The following is a 16856-nucleotide window of genomic DNA, read 5'->3' on the forward strand; positions in this document are numbered from 1 at the left end:
TCTGTTCAGGAAAAAAAGTGTACCTTTTACCGAGGATACACTTTTAAGAAATTTATGGAGAAATTGATGCAATGGTCGACATCTTAGTCGTTCAGCCCTTTTCCATCAAGGATCTGCTGCGTATATTTTTCTATTCTTGATACACGCGTTTTGGATTGTTTGGCCTTTGAAAAATAAAGCAGATAAGCTCTCTGCCGACCAGGCGTCAATTCTTCAAAAGCTGATTTCAATTCAGGAATCTCGTTGAACTTGGCTTGGAGTTCTTCTGGAATCGTGTATTCGTCGGTCTTTTTTAACTCCACTTCCAAGCCGGCCTTTTCCACTTCAATGGCTTGAAGGACATATTCCTTCAGGACGCTTTGCAATTCAATGATTTCTGCCAGAGAGGTAAACCGTATCTGGCGTGCAGCCTGAACATTTTCCGTTTGCTGAATGAGAATCCCATGGGGGTCCTTCAGCAGAGCACCTTTATGAAACAAAAGTGCACAGTATTCTTTAAACCCATGAATCAAGACGACGTTCTTGTCTTCATATGTGTAACAAGGATGCATCCATTTAAAATCTTCATTAAGATCCTCGCATTCAAGAATGATGCTTCTTAACTTCTCGAATTCTTCTTTCCACTGTTTAGCTTTTTTTAAAAATCCATCGACTTTACGATTTTTTCTGCTGGCTGTCATTAGAATCTCTCCATTTTAATTTGAATCTCTAATAGTGCATGTACGATTTATTCTCTAGGCAAAGTATAAATTGTATTTTCGTATCTTGCAATTTACATCCGTAAAAATAGGATTACTAAGAAATATTGGAAATCTGAAAAAAAGATGTGTAACATTTGTAATAATAGGGTAAAAGTTTATTAGATAAATTTACTTTTTTTGTTAAGGGAGATTGAATGATTATGGCTAGGAGATATTTTAGGGTCGAAATACATTACTCCATAGGTGAACATTTAAAGGGAGCTGCTTTCAAGCGTTTCATTTGTTCAGAGGAAGAACTGCCTTATAAGGTAAGACTTGTGATTCGTTCATTGGAAGAGAAACATAAAAATAAATCAGTATCCATCCAGAGAATCATTGCTAATAACAAACATGACCTAACAGATGCGGTTCTGAATCGATTTAAAGTAACCCCTTCAACTGGGTGTATTAGAAAAATAAATTAAAAAATAAAACACATCCTGCTAACACCATGAGTTGCCCATTCAAATTAAGAAGGGCTTTTATTTTTGCCCAAAATTCGAGTTCAACTAACTAAAAACCCTTGTATAGAAGAATAAACTAAAAATAAAAAGGTTACAAAAAGTAATATCCCCATTCCTTTACGTTCTTTCCTGAATTCTTCTATTCCCATAATTAAAATCGATAGACCTAAGAGAAATATCATTATAAAGTTAAATGTAAAATCCGATGTAATAAACCCATAAACAGCAAGTACTAATGCAGCTGCCGATATAATTTTTCTTAATTTTTTCAACTGGATTACCACCTCTCTAACAATTAGACGGAAACCCAATATTTAAAGTTTCGTTTCCATACATCTAATCAAAAAAATGCAATAACTCAAAAACCTATCAGAGGCTCTCAAGTTATTGCATTAGTATAACAACCAGGCATGTCACTACAGTTTCTCAGCTAACTTTCCGCATTCATTCAGCAAGCCTTCGTATACCTGCTTGTCACCCGGGTTAAAGTCAATTTCTTTGTAGACGATTTCACCATTTTTATCTATTAAAAAGCATGAACGAATCGCCACTTCATCTTTTTCATTGAACACTTGATACTTTTTCACTGTCTCTTTATGCCAGTCTGACAATAATGGGTATGGGAGCGTTCCGAGGCTCGCTTCGAAAACATTATGCGAGTAAATATGGTCAACCCCAATTGCCAGAACTTCTGTATCCGTATTTTTGATTTTCTCGTAGTCCTCTTTCCAAGAGGTCAGTTCGGTAATTCAGCCAGGAGTAAAGTTCAGCGGATAAAAAGCGAGAAGGACATTCTTCTTTCCTTCGTAATCCGATAAAGAAATCTTCTCTTTCCGCGTGGATGAAAGTTTAAAATCGGGAGCTTTGTCACCAATATTTAGTTCCATATCATTTCCCTCCAATCTTTGAAAGATCATCTCTTTTATAATCTTTCACCAAGAGATTTTACATTTCATTCTTCCCTTTTACAAAAGTATAAAAACTTATTATTAAAAGATAGCTTTTCTATAGGCACATTCACTTTGATTTTAAGTTGTTTGTGTCCTATATAAAATCAGCGGCAGCTGCGATTGGATGCCCCCTTCTAAATTTGCAGGTTCTTACTCTGTTAAATAGGGAATACAAACACTGCACATGACTTTAAAAAGGAAAACGATTCCCCGTTTTAGCAATTGCCAATCTAAAAATCCATTTTATGTAATTTTAAGGAAAAATTATTAATTTTTTGCTACCTTTTTTCGACAATTTACGCTATTATATAGCTTGCAATCATTATGAGATTTAAGTGGAGGTTGGAAAACGAAATGGTTTTCAAGAAAAAAGACAATTTTGCCATTTTACTGAGCAATATTGCAGTTAATTTAAAGGAAAGTGCACATTATTTTGCTGATTACAAAATCAAGAATGTTAGTGATTTGAAGACATTTTCCGGCCATATGAAGGAACTTGAAACGAAGGGTGACAGTTATGTCCACGAAGTGATCAAGGATTTGAATAAAGTCTTTATCACGCCTATCGAACGTGAGGACATCCTTGCTTTGGCAATGAGTATGGATGATGTCCTGGATGGATTGGAACATACTTCTGCTATGTTTGAAATGTACAACATCACACAGGCTGATGAGTATATGCTGAAGTTTGTAGAAGCCATCCGCCAAAGCAGTGATGAAATTGAAGCGGCGGTCCAAATGCTTTCCACTAAAAAATGGACGCAAATTCATGAGCATGCGGTCAAGATTAAAGAATTGGAATCTACTTGCGATGGAATTCTGAGACAATCAATCAAGCATTTGTTCAGCACTGAAAAAGACCCTATCCGCATCATTCAATATAAGGAGATTTATGAAGAGCTTGAGCAGGTAGCGGATTATTGCCAGCATGTAGCGAATACATTCGAAACCATTATTATGAAGAATGCGTAAGGAGATTAATCAGGTATGGATACAATATTAATTTTAACCATTCTGATCGTGGTCGCTGCCCTGGCATTTGATTTCATCAATGGATTTCATGACACCGCTAATGCCATTGCCACATCAGTTTCAACCAAGGCCCTTAAACCGAGGCATGCCATCATTCTGGCTGCCGTAATGAATTTTGTAGGGGCGATGACGTTCACAGGAGTGGCTAAGACGATCACAAAAGACATCATCGATCCGTTCACTCTAGAAAACGGGACAACCGTAATCCTTGCAGCGCTTCTAGCGGCAATCACATGGAATCTTATCACATGGTATTACGGAATCCCAAGCAGCTCCTCACACGCACTGATCGGTTCCATTGCAGGGGCGGCAATTGCTGCTGCAGGGTTTACGGCTTTGAATTACAGCGGCTTCCTTAAGATCATCCAGGCATTGATTTTTTCACCGATCCTGGCGTTCGTAATCGGTTTTATCGTCTACAGCATTTTCAAAGTGGTATTCAAGAACAGCAACCTCTCGAAGACAAACCGGAATTTCCGATTTATCCAGATCGGGACGGCGGCTCTTCAATCGTTTACTCATGGAACGAATGATGCTCAAAAGGCGATGGGGATCATCACGATGGCGTTGATCGTGAATAATTACCAAACGTCCGATGATATCCAGACATGGGTCCAATTCTCCTGTGCGCTTGCCATGGGTCTTGGAACTTCCATTGGCGGATGGAAAATAATCAAAACCGTCGGAGGAAAAATCATGAAAATCCGTCCGGTGAATGGTGTGGCTGCCGATTTAACGGGAGCTGCGGTTATCTTCGGAGCTACGGCCATTCATTTACCTGTCAGTACAACACATGTCATTTCCTCCTCCATCCTGGGTGTCGGTTCGGCCCATAGAGTGAAAGGAGTGAAATGGGGAACGGCTCAAAGAATGCTGATCACGTGGGTGATTACCCTTCCAATCTCCGCATTCCTGGCTGCCGTATTCTATTTCGTTTTGAATCTATTCTTTTAAAAATAAAGGTCTGCTCTCAAGGATTGTATTCCCTTAAGGGCAGACCTTTCTGCATCTTATTTAATCTCCCCGTTACATGTTTGCTGGAAAACTCACCGTAAATGTAGTCCCCACTCCGGCTTTACTTTCAACAGAAATGGTACCATGATGGTTTTCAATAAGTTCCTTTGCAATCGATAATCCGAGGCCGGTTCCGCCTGTATGTCGGGAACGATTTTTATCGACACGGTAAAAACGATCGAAAATTTTGCTCTGATCCTCTTTTGGTATGCCGACCCCTGTATCCGATACACGAAGAATGACGTGTGAATCTTGCTTATTGAGTTGAACCATAACCGTCCCTTCATAGGTGTATCGCAGTGCATTATCGATGAGGATGACGGCGATTTGCCTTAGTTGTTCTTCATCACCTGTCACCATGAGATTATCCGTCAATTCGGCTGATAGTTTTACAGGACCGTCTTCCTGAAATTGGTTTACAACCTTTTCAATAAGAGCCGTTACATCCACCTTTTCGCTTTTACTTACACCATGTTCGTTTCTGGCAAGCGTCAGCATCTGGACCATGATTCGCTCCATCCTTGCACTCTCCTGGTCCATGGCCTCGATGGAATTTTCCAATACTTCCGGCCTGTCCTTGCCCCAGCGCTTCAGTAATTTCAGATGCCCTCGGAAGGCAGTCAGCGGTGTTCGCAGCTCATGAGAAGCATTTGACACAAAGCTTTTTTCCCGTTCGAACTGTTCCTCCAGCTGATGAAGCATCTCATTAAAGGTTGAAGAAAGATCTGCTAATTCCTTCGGTTTTTCCGGAACGGGGAGCCTTGTTTTCAGGTCACCAAGACCTCTCATCCTATCCACTTTATCCGTGATTAATAATAAAGGCCTCAGACTGCGCTTCGCCAGAAGATTGATAACGATGGAACCTGCTATAAGACTGATGAGGCCGGTAATCAAAAGAATCTGCAAGAGAAGACTAAGAAATTCCGTTTGTTCTTCCAGATGTACATAGATCGTCATTTGTCCCTTCTGTCCTTCAGCTTCCCAAGGAAGAGTCCTGGTATAGAACATCCCTTCATCGTCACTGAACACAAGCTCCTCCGACCATAGAATACTTACAAAGTCTTCGTCATCAACCATCTCTTCCCATCCACTTGAACGTGCCAGCACCTCTTCGCTGCGACGGATTTCCACCGAATAGTCGGCATTTTCCGGATAAAGCAGGTTGTCCAAAGCCTGTTCCATATTATCTTCATCTTCCATCAATACAGTTTTCAATTGCTTTTCGACCGCGTAAAGCTCATTCTTTGTGTCTTGAAAAAGAAAATAACTTACTGACCCCAGGACAACAAGACCTATTACCAATAGCACGATGACGAAATACCAAACGTACCAGGAAGTAAACTGATTAACGAGTGACTTTCTATTTCTCATCCAGTTCATTTTATTTTTCAACTATATTCACTCCAGCCCTGCCTTTTATGATGAACGGAAGATATATCCGATTCCTCTGACAGTATGAATTAACTTAGGATCATACCCTTTATCCACCTTATTACGTAGATAACGGATGTAAACATCCACAACATTCGTTTCTCCTGCAAAATCATATCCCCATACCGCTGATAGCAGCCAGTCCCGGCTAAGCACTTCTCCCTGGTGCTTCATGAGGAATACTAATAAATCGAATTCACGAACAGTCAATTCGATATCTTCCCTATCACGTTTCACCCGCCTGCTTTTAAGATCGACACTAAGACTTTCAAATTGAAGCAGAGTCTGTGTATCTTCTTGAGGCTGATGGCGGCGCATCACGGCCCGGATCCTTGCCAACAGTTCCTCAATTTCAAACGGCTTGGTGATATAATCATCCGCTCCCCGGTCAAGCCCGGCTATTTTATCTCCTACATAATCACGTGCGGTTAACATAATGATGGGAACATCACTTGTCTTCCGGATGCGACGGCAGACTTCAAGCCCGTCAAGCTTGGGCAGCATCCAGTCCAGCAGGATCACATTGAATTGCTGTTCCGCAAAACAGTCCATCGCTTCTGAACCATCACGGGCCATTGTAACAGTGTACCCTTCATGTTCAAGCTCCAGCTGAATGAACTGGGCAACATTTATTTCATCTTCTACCAGCAAGATCGAATTTTTGTCCATACAAAATTCCTCCATTAAAGACATCATTATTATTCTATCTTCCCTATTTACCAAAATCATTAATATTGATAATGAGAATTTCATGAGAAAATCTTTACCGTTTTCTCATTTCTCTATCCTTTTCTTTTAATCAATTCTGAGTAAGATAGGTATTGTTAGATTGATTACCACAAATAGGAGTGAATTAAATGAATATAAATAAAAATTATTTGATTATCGGCGGAGTCACTTTAGGCCTTCTTGGAGGAGGACTTTTCGCAGCCGAATCAGACACAATAGAAGAAGCGTTTGCAGCTGATCAAAGTAAGCTCATTGAAAAAGCAGAAATTAAAGAAGAAGAAGCAAAGGAAATCGCCCTTGCGGAAATTACCGGTGAAGTAACCGAGACAGAAGTTGAGGAAGAAAACGGTACAATCGTCTATGAATTTGAGATCAAAACGGAATCAGGAGAAAGCGAAGTCTCAGTAGATGGCATGACAGGAAAAGTAATAGAGGTTGAACAAGACGAAGACGATGATGAGAATGAAAAGGATAAGCAGAAAGACGCTGAAAAAGAAGAACCGCAACAAAATTAATAACCAAGAAAACAACGCGCTGGGGACAGTCCCCCAGCGCGTTAATACGTTAGAGAACTAAAAGGGACAGTCCCTCTTAGTGCTTTAAAGTGGTAAAGTGTTTTTGGTTGTACTGAAAACTAGAAAAGGCAGCCTGTGAGTTGAGTTATCTGGCTGCCTTTTCTCCATTGTTTGGTGCCGACAACTTAGGTATGGATCGGCAGGAAAATCTCCACTTCTTCGTCCATAAAGCATAGTAGCGGATATTACAGTGGGAAGATGGATTAAGTCTATATAATTGTGTAAATAAAAAAGGGCCATTTTAATTCCCATGATACAATGTTTTCGACCAAGAAAATCTGTATATGGAGGAATTAAAAATGACCCAACTTAATCTTACTTTAAATATTGAAGATTTAAAAGACCAAGTAGCTAACTCTGATCTTGATACTCTTGTTAAATCTTCCCTCGTCTTAGTGCTTAATGAGTTTATGGAAAAAGAACGTAGTGACTACTTAAACGCTAAGGCTTATGAGAGAACAGATGAACGATTAGACTACCGAAATGGCTACTACAAGCGTGATTTTGTCATTTCAATTGGCAAGCTTACTTTAACCGTTCCTCGTACGAGGAATGGGGTATTCTCCACTTCATTATTTGAAAAATACAAGCGTGTAGATCAGGCACTTGTGCTTTCAATGATGGAAATGGTGGTCAATGGTGTTTCTACTCGGAAAGTGACTAAGGTAATGGAACAGCTCTGTGGTGAAAGTGTATCTAAATCACTGGTTTCTAACATTACAAAAAAATTAGATCCGATTGTAAACGAGTGGGCAACCCGCCCTCTTAATGTCATGTACTACAAATATGTTTACGTTGACGCTATGTATATTAAAGTGAGAGAACATCAACGAGTGGTATCCAAAGCGGTCTATATTGCGATTGGAGTCAATGAGAAGAATAAAAGAGAAATTATTGGCCTCAGCGTAAATCATGCAGAGTCTAAATCTGGTTGGATTCAATTCTTTGACCATTTAAAATCCCGAGGCTTCCAATCACCTCAAATGATTATTTCTGATGCTCACGAGGGTTTGAAAAACGCTATAAGAGAGTCTTTTATAGGGGCAAGTTGGCAGCGCTGCACCTTTCACTTCAAGAAAAATATTATTGATGTGATGCCTAAAAAAGATTCCCGTGAAGCCAAACAGATTCTCAAAAGAATCTTTGATGCCCCTACTCCACAAGAAGCTAGAGAAATCAAAGATGAATTCATAACTCTATTCGAGGAACGAAGTTCTTATCAAAAGGTTATAAGAACTTTAGATGATGGATTTGAAGACGCGATCCAGTTCATGAACGAGCCTCAGGAATACCATCAAAAACTAAGAACAACAAATAATTTGGAAAGATTAAATTCTGAAATCCGGAGACGTGAACGTGTTATCAGGATTTTTCCGAATACCCAATCAGCTTTTCGACTAATTGGAGCAGTCTTAATGGAGCAGGAAAAAGACCTGGATCCAGGGAACAGAAAATATCTCTATTAAATTTCCGATTTTTGGGGGTCCTCCAGCTAGCTGGAGGACCCCCAGGAAAACAAAACCAATATTGGTTGAAGACATAGTATATGAGTTTACACAATAAAGTGGACTTGACTGGAAGATGAAGAGTGAGTAACCAGTGATAGAAAAATAAGGGGAAATTTTACCGTTAATGCAGAATAGAAATGGTTTTTTAGGAAAATAAGGGTAATTTTTCCCTCTATTCAAAGGAAAGCTGTCTGCTTTCACGGTTTTTGGGTCAAATAAGCGGAATTTCTCCCTCTATTTCAGCAATTTTAGTGCCATAGCTGAAATAAGGGGAATTTCTCCCCTTATTTCATACTTCCTACTAAAAAAGCTCAGAGATAAAATGAGATCTCTGAGCTTTGTTGTAGATATTTTATGGAAAAAGCTCTTAATGCTTAAGTATGTTCTTCCCCTTCCTTAAGTTCCTGACCAACCAGTTTCCTCACTATAAAGTACCCGGCAAAGATAACGGCCATAATGCCAACGCTGATGAACAGCCCAATCCTTTCACCGTCTTCAAAACCGGCTCCGGCAATTGCAATGCCGATCAGCACGATTCCCAAGTAGGAAGTGTAAGGGGAACCCGGCATTTTAAAGTAGGTTTTCTTTGAAGGATTTTCTTCGTAACTATCTCTATTTTTGATTTGTGATGCTAATATGATTACCCAATTCATTATCAAAATGATTCCGGCAGCTGTTGTAAGGTATTCATACACTTTGCTTGGCAGCAGGAAGGAGATCACAATGGTAGCCGCAAGAGCTGCCGCATTCAATCCGAGTGCCCGGGTAGCTACGCCCCTTTTATTGAAATGGGAAAACTGTTTAGGTGCATCCCCGTCCCTTCCCAGAGATACAACAATTTTTGTTATGGAAAAGAGAGCGCCAACCATTGTTGAAAATGCAGCGGTAATCAGGATCAAATTGAAAATGGTTCCTATATAAGGGATATGAAAGGCCGTAAGTGCGGTCACAAATGGGCTTTCTTCCTCACTGATGGCTGTCCAAGATACCATGGAAACCACAAAGAAGAGAGACAATACATAGATGGCCATTAACACCATCACCATCGACAATCCCGCTTTTGGGGTCTCTGCCTTTCTTTCCAGCTCACTGGACATCAACCCGACCACTGCGATTCCACCGAAAGAAAACAATACAAAGATCATGGCAGTCCATGTTCCCATGAAGCCATTGGGAAACCATGTCATCCCATTCTCCATTGATTGGGCAGAATCGGCCGGGGACACTGCACCAAATAAAAAAAGGGCTCCAAAAACGATAAATCCTATCAGTGTAGCAATCTTGACAACAGCAAACAGGGATTCAAGAGTGCCGAAATTTTTCACTCCCAGAAGGATAATGCTGAAGCCTGCTGCTGCATATATAATCATCAACAACCAAAGAGGTGCGCTTGGGAACCAGTATTGAGTGAATAAGGACAGTGCTGTAATTTCACTTGCCATGATTAATATACCGGAGACCCAATACATCCACCCGCTCATGAATCCCATAGACCTGCCAAAGGCTTCCTGAGCGTATTTTTTAAAAGAACCAGTACCTTTGTCATGGACAGACATTTCTGCCAAGGCACTGAAAACCAAAAAGGCAATGATCCCAGCGACTAGATAATCCAGTAGAATCGACGGCCCTGCCCTTTCAATCGACAGTCCGGTGCCAAGGAAGAATCCCGCACCTATTACCGAACCAATTCCTATCAGCGACAGCTGCCACCAATGAAGCTTGTGTCCTTGTCCTTTCTTCGCCTTTTGCCTTTTGCTGCTCCTGAACGGTCTGTTTAACAATATGTTCATTCCGCATATGTTAACGCCTTCTTTCTATGAAGTTACAATGATTCTTTTCCCTGTTTTCTACCAGATACTCAACTTCTGTTTTTGTCTTCGAATCCAGAATATATTTAGTATATCCCTCAGGAGTCCTATCACACTGAAAGCACCGATAAATTTCACGAGTATTTTCTTTTTCAAGTATAGGCAGACTTTAAAATGGCAAAAAGCCTCATAGTTGACAGTCATTCTGTCAATTAGGAGGCTTTAATTTGTCATTAGATATGATATGTAACCTGAATCTAGCACCGCAAGTCCCTCAATCATCCAGTACAAATCATTATGACATTCCCATCAGGGTCCTTAATAGTAAAGAATGAAAAATCTTCAAAATTTGCAATTTCCGAATCAATTTCATACCCCATTTTCTCACAAAAAGAAAATGCAGCGGTAATGTCCTCAGTATGAAAATTGAAAAGCGGATACCCACTTGCCACTTTTCTCTTTGTTACTCGCTCCGGGCCTGCATCCAAGGTTAACCCCGTGAAGTGAATTATCTCAATGTTGTAGACGGGATCAGATACGGTTTCTAAATCATATTCATGACCAAGCAATTCTGAATACCACTGAACGGACCTTTTCAAATCACTCACATGTACAAAGATTGTATTGATTTGGTTAACAATAGGACTTCTCATAATCTTCCACTCCTTTTGTTTAATCCCTTTCTTACTATTGACGAACGTCAAACGATAGAAGTTTCATAGTCTTCACTCTTTTGAAAAAATATTCATCATAACTCAAATCCATTCTCTATTAATTGGCAAAATCAGTTAAACTGAATGATAGTATGAAAATTTTCTAAATTTAATTGAACCTCTCAAAGATTTTAAGACTCTAATGATAGACACAAGTCGGTTGTAAGGAGGTGCAAGTCTTTGCATGAAAACAAATTAATCAAGAAAGCGAAAAAAGGGCATCACCCTTCATTCATAAAATTAATGAAAGAATATGAAACTTCCATGTATAGAGTGGCCAAGGGCATTTTGAAGAAAGACCATGATTGCGCGGACGCTATTCAAGAAACCATCCTCATCTGCTACAGAAAAATTTCCACTCTTAAGCAGGAGAAATACTTCAAGACATGGATGATCCGGATATTGATTCATGAGTGTTACGCTTTGCTGGAAAAAAGAAAGAATGTAGTCCCTATCGAATCCTGGAATCAAAGCGGGAAAACAGAAATGGATTTAAAGCTCTCAGTCCAGGAAGCCATTTCTTCCTTAAATGAAGGCCTAAGGACCGTTACAACGCTTTATTACTTTGAAGATTTGACGATTAAGGAAATAGGAGAAATCATGCAGATTCCTGAAGGAACGGTCAAGTCCCGTTTATCCACAGCGAGGAAACAATTGATGAGTTTATTAGAAGAAGATAAACCCCTTTTTAAAAGGAGTGACAAGAAATGAAAGAAGAAGGATTTGATTCCCAGATTAAAGAGCTGCTTTACGATGATTTCATCCCTTCAATGATAAAAGAAAGAATGGATGAAGCTTATAAGACAATCGAACAAGAAAAAAAGAAGCCATTTTTTTCTATCAACAATGGTGTTCGTGCATCACTTTTCGGCACAGGACTGATTGGACTGACAGCAGTTGGCGTCATTGCTTCACAAGGGTTTCAATTAGTGGATTCCAAAGGTGAAGTCATTATGAGCCTTACTGAATCAGAAGAGGAAATAAAAGAATGGGATTTGGAGCAAGTTGAAGCCTACAAAGAACAAGTAAACCCCGGTCAAGCCCTAATATATTACATAGTTAGCGACTTCCCTGAGAAAAATTTCACTGTTTACCGGCAGCCAAGGAAATTCACGGATTTACAAAGCTTCAAAGAATCCATTCACCATTCATATGTACCTGATGAAGAGCTCCCATTCGGACTGCACTTTTCCAGTGGGAAGATAACCGTCGATGCTGAACAAAGTCAATTCGAAGGTGTTCAAAAGGAACTATACCTCAAGGCGAAAACCAGTGACCAGGAAGTTCTGGCTAAAATAATGGATATTGAAGAAAAGAACGATCAAATTGTGGCTGTCTCTCATTATACAAATGATGAATGGGAAGTCTATGTCCGCAGTTCCTCGAAGGTGGAATTATATGAGGAAATGCCCTTGATTGATGACGAGCTGCTTATTTCAAAAGCAGGTGTCAACGAGCATGAAGCCTTTTATTTGAAGCAGCAAACTGGCGATTTTCCCTATCAGTCCATTCTGTGGATCAAGGATTACGAAGGAGAAAAAATGATGTACGAAATCATGAATTACTCTTTGAATACTGTTACAAAGGAACATTTGATAAAGATCGCTGAAGCCGTCGACCGCTAAGAATATAGTGGTGATGGTCCAGCCCTCTGCTGAAGGAGAATCCAAATATGATCAAATTAAAATCATCTATTAGACAAATCATATTAATCCTAACAGGGATAATGGCCATCAGTATTTTGCCTACAATCATCAATGAAGTGTGGCAGATTCTTTCCGGCTTCTTTTCCCTGGCTAATTTAGTGTATGTCAATCCGATCTCAGAAGTGGAAAGAGAACTTTTCCCTTTCTTTTGGAATGCCTATGAGTATTCATTAGGTGTATTTTTTGCAGCTCTGTTTTTTTCTTTATTGACAGCCATCATCGTTTTGTTTTTCTATTTCTTGCTTGGCAGGCCTTTTCAGCTCGTGGTTGACCTGATTTCATTCATATTCAATTCGCTTCCTGATATTTTTATTATTGTCGGCAGCCAGCTGCTCGTTGTATGGCTGTTCAAGAAAACAGGTGTATTTTTGTTCGATTTTGTTGCTTTAGGCGAAGACAGGGCCTATCTTCTCCCTATCCTTTGTCTTTCCATCCTTCCAACAATGTACTTCATCAAGACATTGACCGTTCTGATGAAGGAAGAATTTGAAAAACAATATGTAGAATTGGCAAAGAGTAAAGGAGTTTCCTATTTTCGGATTTTATTTGTTCATGTCTTTCGAAATACCATCATCAGTTTAGCTTATCATGGGAAGAATGTGATGTGGCTCATGCTGTCCAATCTTCTGATTCTCGAATACTTATTCAATATGCTGGGTGTCACCACCTTCTTGTTCTCTTATAATACGCCCACTCTTTTTGCTGTGACATCCGTTTTGCTGTTCATCCCTATTTATATTTTCATGAAATTGGTTCAAAGGGCTGCCAATTCCATGACAGGTAACGAGGTGGAATTATAATGCTGAAGGTAATTAGACAGCCGTTATTCATTCTGGGGTTTATGACCATATTCCTCATGACTTTGGCGAGCATCATACATGCCACCCATTTTGATTCCGCCATACCCCAAACAGAGTGGCTTAGGGATAGTGAAGGAAACATGATTGCAGGACCACCGCTTGAACCTACTAAAGATTATCCCTTAGGGACAGATGAATTTGGCTATCACATGCTAGAGAAACTTGTACAGGGGGCCAAATATACCTTTGGAGCTGCTTTTCTGACATCACTTCTCGGTTTCTCCCTATCATTTTTGTTTGGTGTTCTTCTTGCATTTTGGAAGAAAGAGGGCTCGAAAAATGTTATAAAGGGGCTATCTTCCTCTTTTTACTTTGTCCCTCAATCCATTATTGCTTATAATATTTTGCACCCTATACTCTGGGAGTCGCCGCAGGGATTTGCGTATTCCCTAACAGAAAGAGTCGTCTATCAAATTGTTATGATGGCCCTCATCCTGGCGCCTACTACTGCATTATTGATTGCGGAGGAGGTCCGGGATATATTGAAGGAAGAGTTCATAGAGACTGCCATCACGTTAGGAGCAACTCCCTTCCATATTTTCAGGAAACATGTGATTCCCCACCTGCGTCCTAGACTGTTCATTATTTTCCCAAGGCTGGTTGTGCAAGTTCTTCTTATCATTGCCCACCTGGGGATTTTTCAGATCTACTTCGGCGGTACTTCTGTTTGCTACGATGTTTTTTGCGATCCACCTATGCCGATCGCCAATGAATGGTCAGGATTGCTTGGGATGTATATTAAACAGATCAATTACCATTGGTGGCTCGCCGTCGGTCCGTTGGCCTGCTTTACCATTTCGATACTGGCCATCAACAGTATGGCTGCTGGAATTGAAAAGGGATTGACTCCTGCAAAAGCTTACAGCGGAAGGCGCTGGTTTTGGAAGAAGCGCACTACCAAATCAGTATCTGGTCCCGCTTATTCTGTAACGGAAGAAGACTTTGTTAGAGTGCGAAATGATGCTAACTCAAGTGCTTATTTTTAAAAATAGTTTTCTAGTAATATACTCACCTTTCTAGATAGGAAGTGTTAAAAAGGGTTGTTCATCCCACTAGGATGAACAACCCTTTTATCGAAAAACACAAAGATTTAGTTGGTATGATGAAAGCCAATATCACTCAAGGCATCCTTCACATTAGAAAACGTCTTGATATTATGAAAATGTATGCCGAGTTTGACTGCATCTACAGCTAGACGCGGCCTTATTCCCGTTAAAATGCAATTCACGCCAATCAATTTTAGTACATTGTTCAATTGAAGCAGAGAGTCAATAACCAGGTCATCAATTTTGTAGACTCCAGAACAGTCAACAATCAAAGAAGATACTCCTTGTTGCTGAACATTGATGGGTACTAATTCTACAAATTGCCTTGCTCTGTCTGAATCGATATCTCCTGACAGAGGAAGTACTGCCACACCTTCCAGAAGAGGTACAACTTTGGCAGTCAGTTGATTTATTTGGGTGATCATTTCGTTTTGGAGTCTTTCTTGCTGTTTCCTATGAGTGATATCTTTTACGTATGTTTGGATGGCGGCTGTATCTCCAATTTTGATTGGATGACAGTAGAGTTCAACCTCAACAGTAGATCCGTCCATTCTATAAATCGTTTCTTCAATTACTTCGGCGGGTTTATTATAAGCACCAGAAATCCTTTTGGTGATGGCAGGCTTGGATGATTCTTTAAAGATGTCCAACGGACTTGCGCCAATAACCTCATCCCGGGAAGCTCTAAAGAATTTTTCCGCTGCTTCATTAATATAAAGAATCTTAAGCTGGGTATGTACGATTAACGGATCCAATGAATATTCAATTACTTCCTGATAATCAATATCTTCTATACTTCGACTCATCAAATCCCTCCCTCTGTTAAGGGTAAAACAAATTTCCACTTTATACAAGGGTATTGGTTTATCTGTATAAGAACCTTTAACTTTCTGGCTGTTAGAGAGAAAGAAACACCGGCTATAATTTACAAGCAGTGTTCCTTCCTTTTTCGCTTTAGTTAGTCCGTAAAATCTTGTCCATGGCTTTACCTTTGGCCAACTCATCGATCATCTTATCCAGGTATCGGATTTCTCTCATGGTAGGTTCTTCTATGTCCTCTACCCTGACTCCGCAAATCACCCCTTTGATTAATGTTCGTGAAACATTCATTTGGGGTGCTTCAGCGAAGAATGTTTCAAAGTCTGTTTGTTTTTCCAGCAGCGTCTCCAACTCTTCCTGGCTGTACCCTGTTAACCATCGGATAATTGTATCGACCTCTTCTTTGGTGCGTCCCTTTTTTTCAGCCTTCGTAATATAATGAGGATAAACTTTGGCGAAACTCATTGTATAAATTTTATGCTTGGTCATGAAACAAACTCCTTTCTTTCCTTTTTCCGATTAGAGATATCTCACCAAAACCTTTAATGGTTTGTTGTGGCTTTCACTAAGTTCTTCAAAGCAATGAATTAACTGGTCTGAAGTGATTTCAGCTTCGAAGATCTTTGAAAGCTGCGGAACTTTCACCGTCTCTTTAAAAAACCATTGAGAATGTTTTTGATAGTCCCAGCCGTCACTTGATGCAACAATCTTTAATTCTTTCTCATAAAAATCTTCAGTTAAGTAAAAAAGGTCCTTATTTCCATCAGATAGAATGCAAACTTCTCCATGATGTTTCATAGAATTCAATACAGAATGGAATGCATCTTTGCTTGCAGAGCATTCCAAACCGTAGTCATAATAGGTGGATGAAATTTGTTCTTTTTTAGAGTATGTATGGGAAGCACCTAATTCATGCGCCAATTCTCTTCTTTTATCATTCGGTTCCAATACATCGATATGTTTAACATTCATATAATTTTTTAAAAAGTGAACTGTCAATAATCCGATCGTACCTGCACCAGTTACAAGTACTTTGTCATCTCTTTGAGGCTGGAGCTTCAATACTCCTTTCGCAGCATCACAAGATAGCGTGTTCAGCAGAGCGTACCTATACTCCACATCATCCGGTACCTTCACTGTTTTATTTGCCTTTACGACTCCCAGATTCTTATGGCCATAGAAAGCAAGCACACGATCTCCTTCTGCAAAACCTGTAACCTCTTTCCCCATCCTAATGATCTGTCCATAACTTTCATAACCCGTCTCTCGTGGGTAAACTGGATTGCAATCGGTCACGTCGGTTTCATTGTATTGCGGCAATTCAGCCCCAATGCTAATTGCCCCCGCAATCGTACAAATCAAGAGCTCATCATCTTTTAAATCTCTTACTTCATTTTCTAGCCATGCTAGTTTTTGTTTTCCTGTTAGCACTAGTGATTGTTGTATCATTAATTTCAGTCC

The 16856-nt window shown here is 39.9% G+C and carries 19 protein-coding genes; 9 read left to right on the plus strand and 10 right to left on the minus strand.

Annotated features, from left to right (window positions below):
- Nucleotides 1-83: 83 nt before the first annotated feature.
- On the minus strand, nt 84-680 hold the full coding sequence (locus tag ACOJQI_RS11100; protein ID WP_421385279.1) for a YdeI/OmpD-associated family protein: 597 nt from the start codon (nt 678-680) through the stop codon (nt 84-86).
- Nucleotides 681-901: 221 nt separating this feature from the next.
- Here ACOJQI_RS11100 and ACOJQI_RS11105 point away from each other — a divergent pair, with 221 nt between their 5' ends.
- Nucleotides 902-1165, plus strand: coding sequence for a hypothetical protein (locus tag ACOJQI_RS11105; protein ID WP_421385280.1), 264 nt, complete (start codon nt 902-904; stop codon nt 1163-1165).
- An 80-nt stretch (nt 1166-1245) separates the two neighbouring features.
- On the opposite strand, the gene ACOJQI_RS11110 is transcribed toward ACOJQI_RS11105, so the two are convergent.
- Nucleotides 1246-1476 carry a DUF3953 domain-containing protein gene (locus ACOJQI_RS11110; protein WP_421385281.1) on the minus strand — a complete coding sequence of 77 codons (231 nt, stop codon included), beginning with the start codon at nt 1474-1476 and terminating at the stop codon, nt 1246-1248.
- A 144-nt stretch (nt 1477-1620) separates the two neighbouring features.
- Nucleotides 1621-2121: a redoxin domain-containing protein gene (locus tag ACOJQI_RS11115; protein WP_421385282.1), complete on the minus strand. Its 501-nt coding sequence runs from the start codon at nt 2119-2121 to the stop codon at nt 1621-1623.
- A gap of 387 nt (nt 2122-2508) precedes the next feature.
- On the opposite strand from ACOJQI_RS11115, the gene ACOJQI_RS11120 reads away from it, so the two are divergent.
- Entirely contained in the window at nt 2509-3126 is a 618-nt protein-coding gene (locus ACOJQI_RS11120) for a DUF47 domain-containing protein (RefSeq protein WP_421385459.1), read from the plus strand.
- A gap of 15 nt (nt 3127-3141) precedes the next feature.
- Nucleotides 3142-4140 (plus strand): inorganic phosphate transporter, encoded by a 999-nt coding sequence (locus ACOJQI_RS11125; RefSeq protein ID WP_421385283.1) that lies wholly within the window; start codon nt 3142-3144, stop codon nt 4138-4140.
- 72 nt (nt 4141-4212) lie between these two features.
- Here the strand turns inward: ACOJQI_RS11125 and ACOJQI_RS11130 are convergent, their stop codons facing one another.
- On the minus strand, nt 4213-5592 hold the full coding sequence (locus ACOJQI_RS11130; RefSeq protein ID WP_421385284.1) for a sensor histidine kinase: 1380 nt from the start codon (nt 5590-5592) through the stop codon (nt 4213-4215).
- A gap of 24 nt (nt 5593-5616) precedes the next feature.
- Nucleotides 5617-6300: a response regulator transcription factor gene (locus ACOJQI_RS11135; protein WP_421385285.1), complete on the minus strand. Its 684-nt coding sequence runs from the start codon at nt 6298-6300 to the stop codon at nt 5617-5619.
- Nucleotides 6301-6488: 188 nt separating this feature from the next.
- Here ACOJQI_RS11135 and ACOJQI_RS11140 point away from each other — a divergent pair, with 188 nt between their 5' ends.
- Entirely contained in the window at nt 6489-6875 is a 387-nt protein-coding gene (locus ACOJQI_RS11140; protein WP_421385286.1) for a PepSY domain-containing protein, read from the plus strand.
- A 359-nt stretch (nt 6876-7234) separates the two neighbouring features.
- Nucleotides 7235-8401: an IS256 family transposase gene (locus tag ACOJQI_RS11145; RefSeq protein WP_421385287.1), complete on the plus strand. Its 1167-nt coding sequence runs from the start codon at nt 7235-7237 to the stop codon at nt 8399-8401.
- A gap of 416 nt (nt 8402-8817) precedes the next feature.
- Here the strand turns inward: ACOJQI_RS11145 and ACOJQI_RS11150 are convergent, their stop codons facing one another.
- Both ACOJQI_RS11150 and ACOJQI_RS11155 read right to left on the minus strand, forming a co-directional pair.
- On the minus strand, nt 8818-10233 hold the full coding sequence (locus ACOJQI_RS11150; protein ID WP_421385288.1) for an amino acid permease: 1416 nt from the start codon (nt 10231-10233) through the stop codon (nt 8818-8820).
- Between the two features lie 296 nt (nt 10234-10529).
- Nucleotides 10530-10904 carry a VOC family protein gene (locus ACOJQI_RS11155; RefSeq protein WP_421385289.1) on the minus strand — a complete coding sequence of 125 codons (375 nt, stop codon included), beginning with the start codon at nt 10902-10904 and terminating at the stop codon, nt 10530-10532.
- Nucleotides 10905-11144: 240 nt separating this feature from the next.
- Between ACOJQI_RS11155 and ACOJQI_RS11160 the strand changes: the two genes are divergently transcribed.
- The 4 genes from ACOJQI_RS11160 to ACOJQI_RS11175 are packed head-to-tail and all read left to right on the plus strand — an operon-like array spanning nt 11145 to nt 14516.
- Nucleotides 11145-11675 carry a sigma-70 family RNA polymerase sigma factor gene (locus ACOJQI_RS11160; protein ID WP_421385290.1) on the plus strand — a complete coding sequence of 177 codons (531 nt, stop codon included), beginning with the start codon at nt 11145-11147 and terminating at the stop codon, nt 11673-11675.
- Nucleotides 11672-12589, plus strand: a complete 918-nt coding sequence (locus ACOJQI_RS11165) for a hypothetical protein (RefSeq protein WP_421385291.1) — start codon at nt 11672-11674, stop codon at nt 12587-12589. Before ACOJQI_RS11160 ends, ACOJQI_RS11165 begins: the two co-directional genes overlap by 4 nt.
- Nucleotides 12590-12636: 47 nt before the next feature.
- Nucleotides 12637-13470 (plus strand): ABC transporter permease subunit, encoded by an 834-nt coding sequence (locus tag ACOJQI_RS11170; protein ID WP_421385292.1) that lies wholly within the window; start codon nt 12637-12639, stop codon nt 13468-13470.
- Nucleotides 13470-14516 (plus strand): ABC transporter permease, encoded by a 1047-nt coding sequence (locus tag ACOJQI_RS11175; protein ID WP_421385293.1) that lies wholly within the window; start codon nt 13470-13472, stop codon nt 14514-14516. Before ACOJQI_RS11170 ends, ACOJQI_RS11175 begins: the two co-directional genes overlap by 1 nt.
- Before the next feature lie 104 nt (nt 14517-14620).
- Here ACOJQI_RS11175 and ACOJQI_RS11180 read toward each other — a convergent pair whose 3' ends face one another.
- The 3 genes from ACOJQI_RS11180 to ACOJQI_RS11190 all read right to left on the minus strand — a co-directional run bounded on the left by ACOJQI_RS11180 (nt 14621) and on the right by ACOJQI_RS11190 (nt 16844).
- Entirely contained in the window at nt 14621-15382 is a 762-nt protein-coding gene (locus ACOJQI_RS11180) for a PAS domain S-box protein (protein ID WP_421385294.1), read from the minus strand.
- A 148-nt stretch (nt 15383-15530) separates the two neighbouring features.
- Nucleotides 15531-15884 (minus strand): DUF2200 domain-containing protein, encoded by a 354-nt coding sequence (locus tag ACOJQI_RS11185; protein ID WP_421385295.1) that lies wholly within the window; start codon nt 15882-15884, stop codon nt 15531-15533.
- Between the two features lie 30 nt (nt 15885-15914).
- A complete protein-coding gene (locus ACOJQI_RS11190; protein WP_421385296.1) occupies nt 15915-16844 on the minus strand; it encodes a zinc-dependent alcohol dehydrogenase in 930 nt (309 codons plus the stop codon).
- Nucleotides 16845-16856: the final 12 nt, after the last annotated feature.

This window comes from Bacillus salacetis (genome assembly GCF_049177075.1).
In the GTDB taxonomy this organism is placed as follows: domain Bacteria; phylum Bacillota; class Bacilli; order Bacillales; family Bacillaceae_B; genus Rossellomorea; species Rossellomorea salacetis_A.

Bases quoted from the DNA above. Each gene is read 5' to 3' on its own strand.
- ACOJQI_RS11100 (WP_421385279.1), bottom strand. From the start codon at position 680: ATGACAGCCAGCAGAAAAAATCGTAAAGTCGATGGATTTTTAAAAAAA.
- ACOJQI_RS11105 (WP_421385280.1), top strand. From the start codon at position 902: ATGGCTAGGAGATATTTTAGGGTCGAAATACATTACTCCATAGGTGAA.
- ACOJQI_RS11120 (WP_421385459.1), top strand. From the start codon at position 2,509: ATGGTTTTCAAGAAAAAAGACAATTTTGCCATTTTACTGAGCAATATT.
- ACOJQI_RS11125 (WP_421385283.1), top strand. From the start codon at position 3,142: ATGGATACAATATTAATTTTAACCATTCTGATCGTGGTCGCTGCCCTG.
- ACOJQI_RS11135 (WP_421385285.1), bottom strand. From the start codon at position 6,300: ATGGACAAAAATTCGATCTTGCTGGTAGAAGATGAAATAAATGTTGCC.
- ACOJQI_RS11140 (WP_421385286.1), top strand. From the start codon at position 6,489: ATGAATATAAATAAAAATTATTTGATTATCGGCGGAGTCACTTTAGGC.
- ACOJQI_RS11145 (WP_421385287.1), top strand. From the start codon at position 7,235: ATGACCCAACTTAATCTTACTTTAAATATTGAAGATTTAAAAGACCAA.
- ACOJQI_RS11150 (WP_421385288.1), bottom strand. From the start codon at position 10,233: ATGAACATATTGTTAAACAGACCGTTCAGGAGCAGCAAAAGGCAAAAG.
- ACOJQI_RS11155 (WP_421385289.1), bottom strand. From the start codon at position 10,904: ATGAGAAGTCCTATTGTTAACCAAATCAATACAATCTTTGTACATGTG.
- ACOJQI_RS11165 (WP_421385291.1), top strand. From the start codon at position 11,672: ATGAAAGAAGAAGGATTTGATTCCCAGATTAAAGAGCTGCTTTACGAT.
- ACOJQI_RS11170 (WP_421385292.1), top strand. From the start codon at position 12,637: ATGATCAAATTAAAATCATCTATTAGACAAATCATATTAATCCTAACA.
- ACOJQI_RS11175 (WP_421385293.1), top strand. From the start codon at position 13,470: ATGCTGAAGGTAATTAGACAGCCGTTATTCATTCTGGGGTTTATGACC.
- ACOJQI_RS11180 (WP_421385294.1), bottom strand. From the start codon at position 15,382: ATGAGTCGAAGTATAGAAGATATTGATTATCAGGAAGTAATTGAATAT.
- ACOJQI_RS11185 (WP_421385295.1), bottom strand. From the start codon at position 15,884: ATGACCAAGCATAAAATTTATACAATGAGTTTCGCCAAAGTTTATCCT.
- ACOJQI_RS11190 (WP_421385296.1), bottom strand. From the start codon at position 16,844: ATGATACAACAATCACTAGTGCTAACAGGAAAACAAAAACTAGCATGG.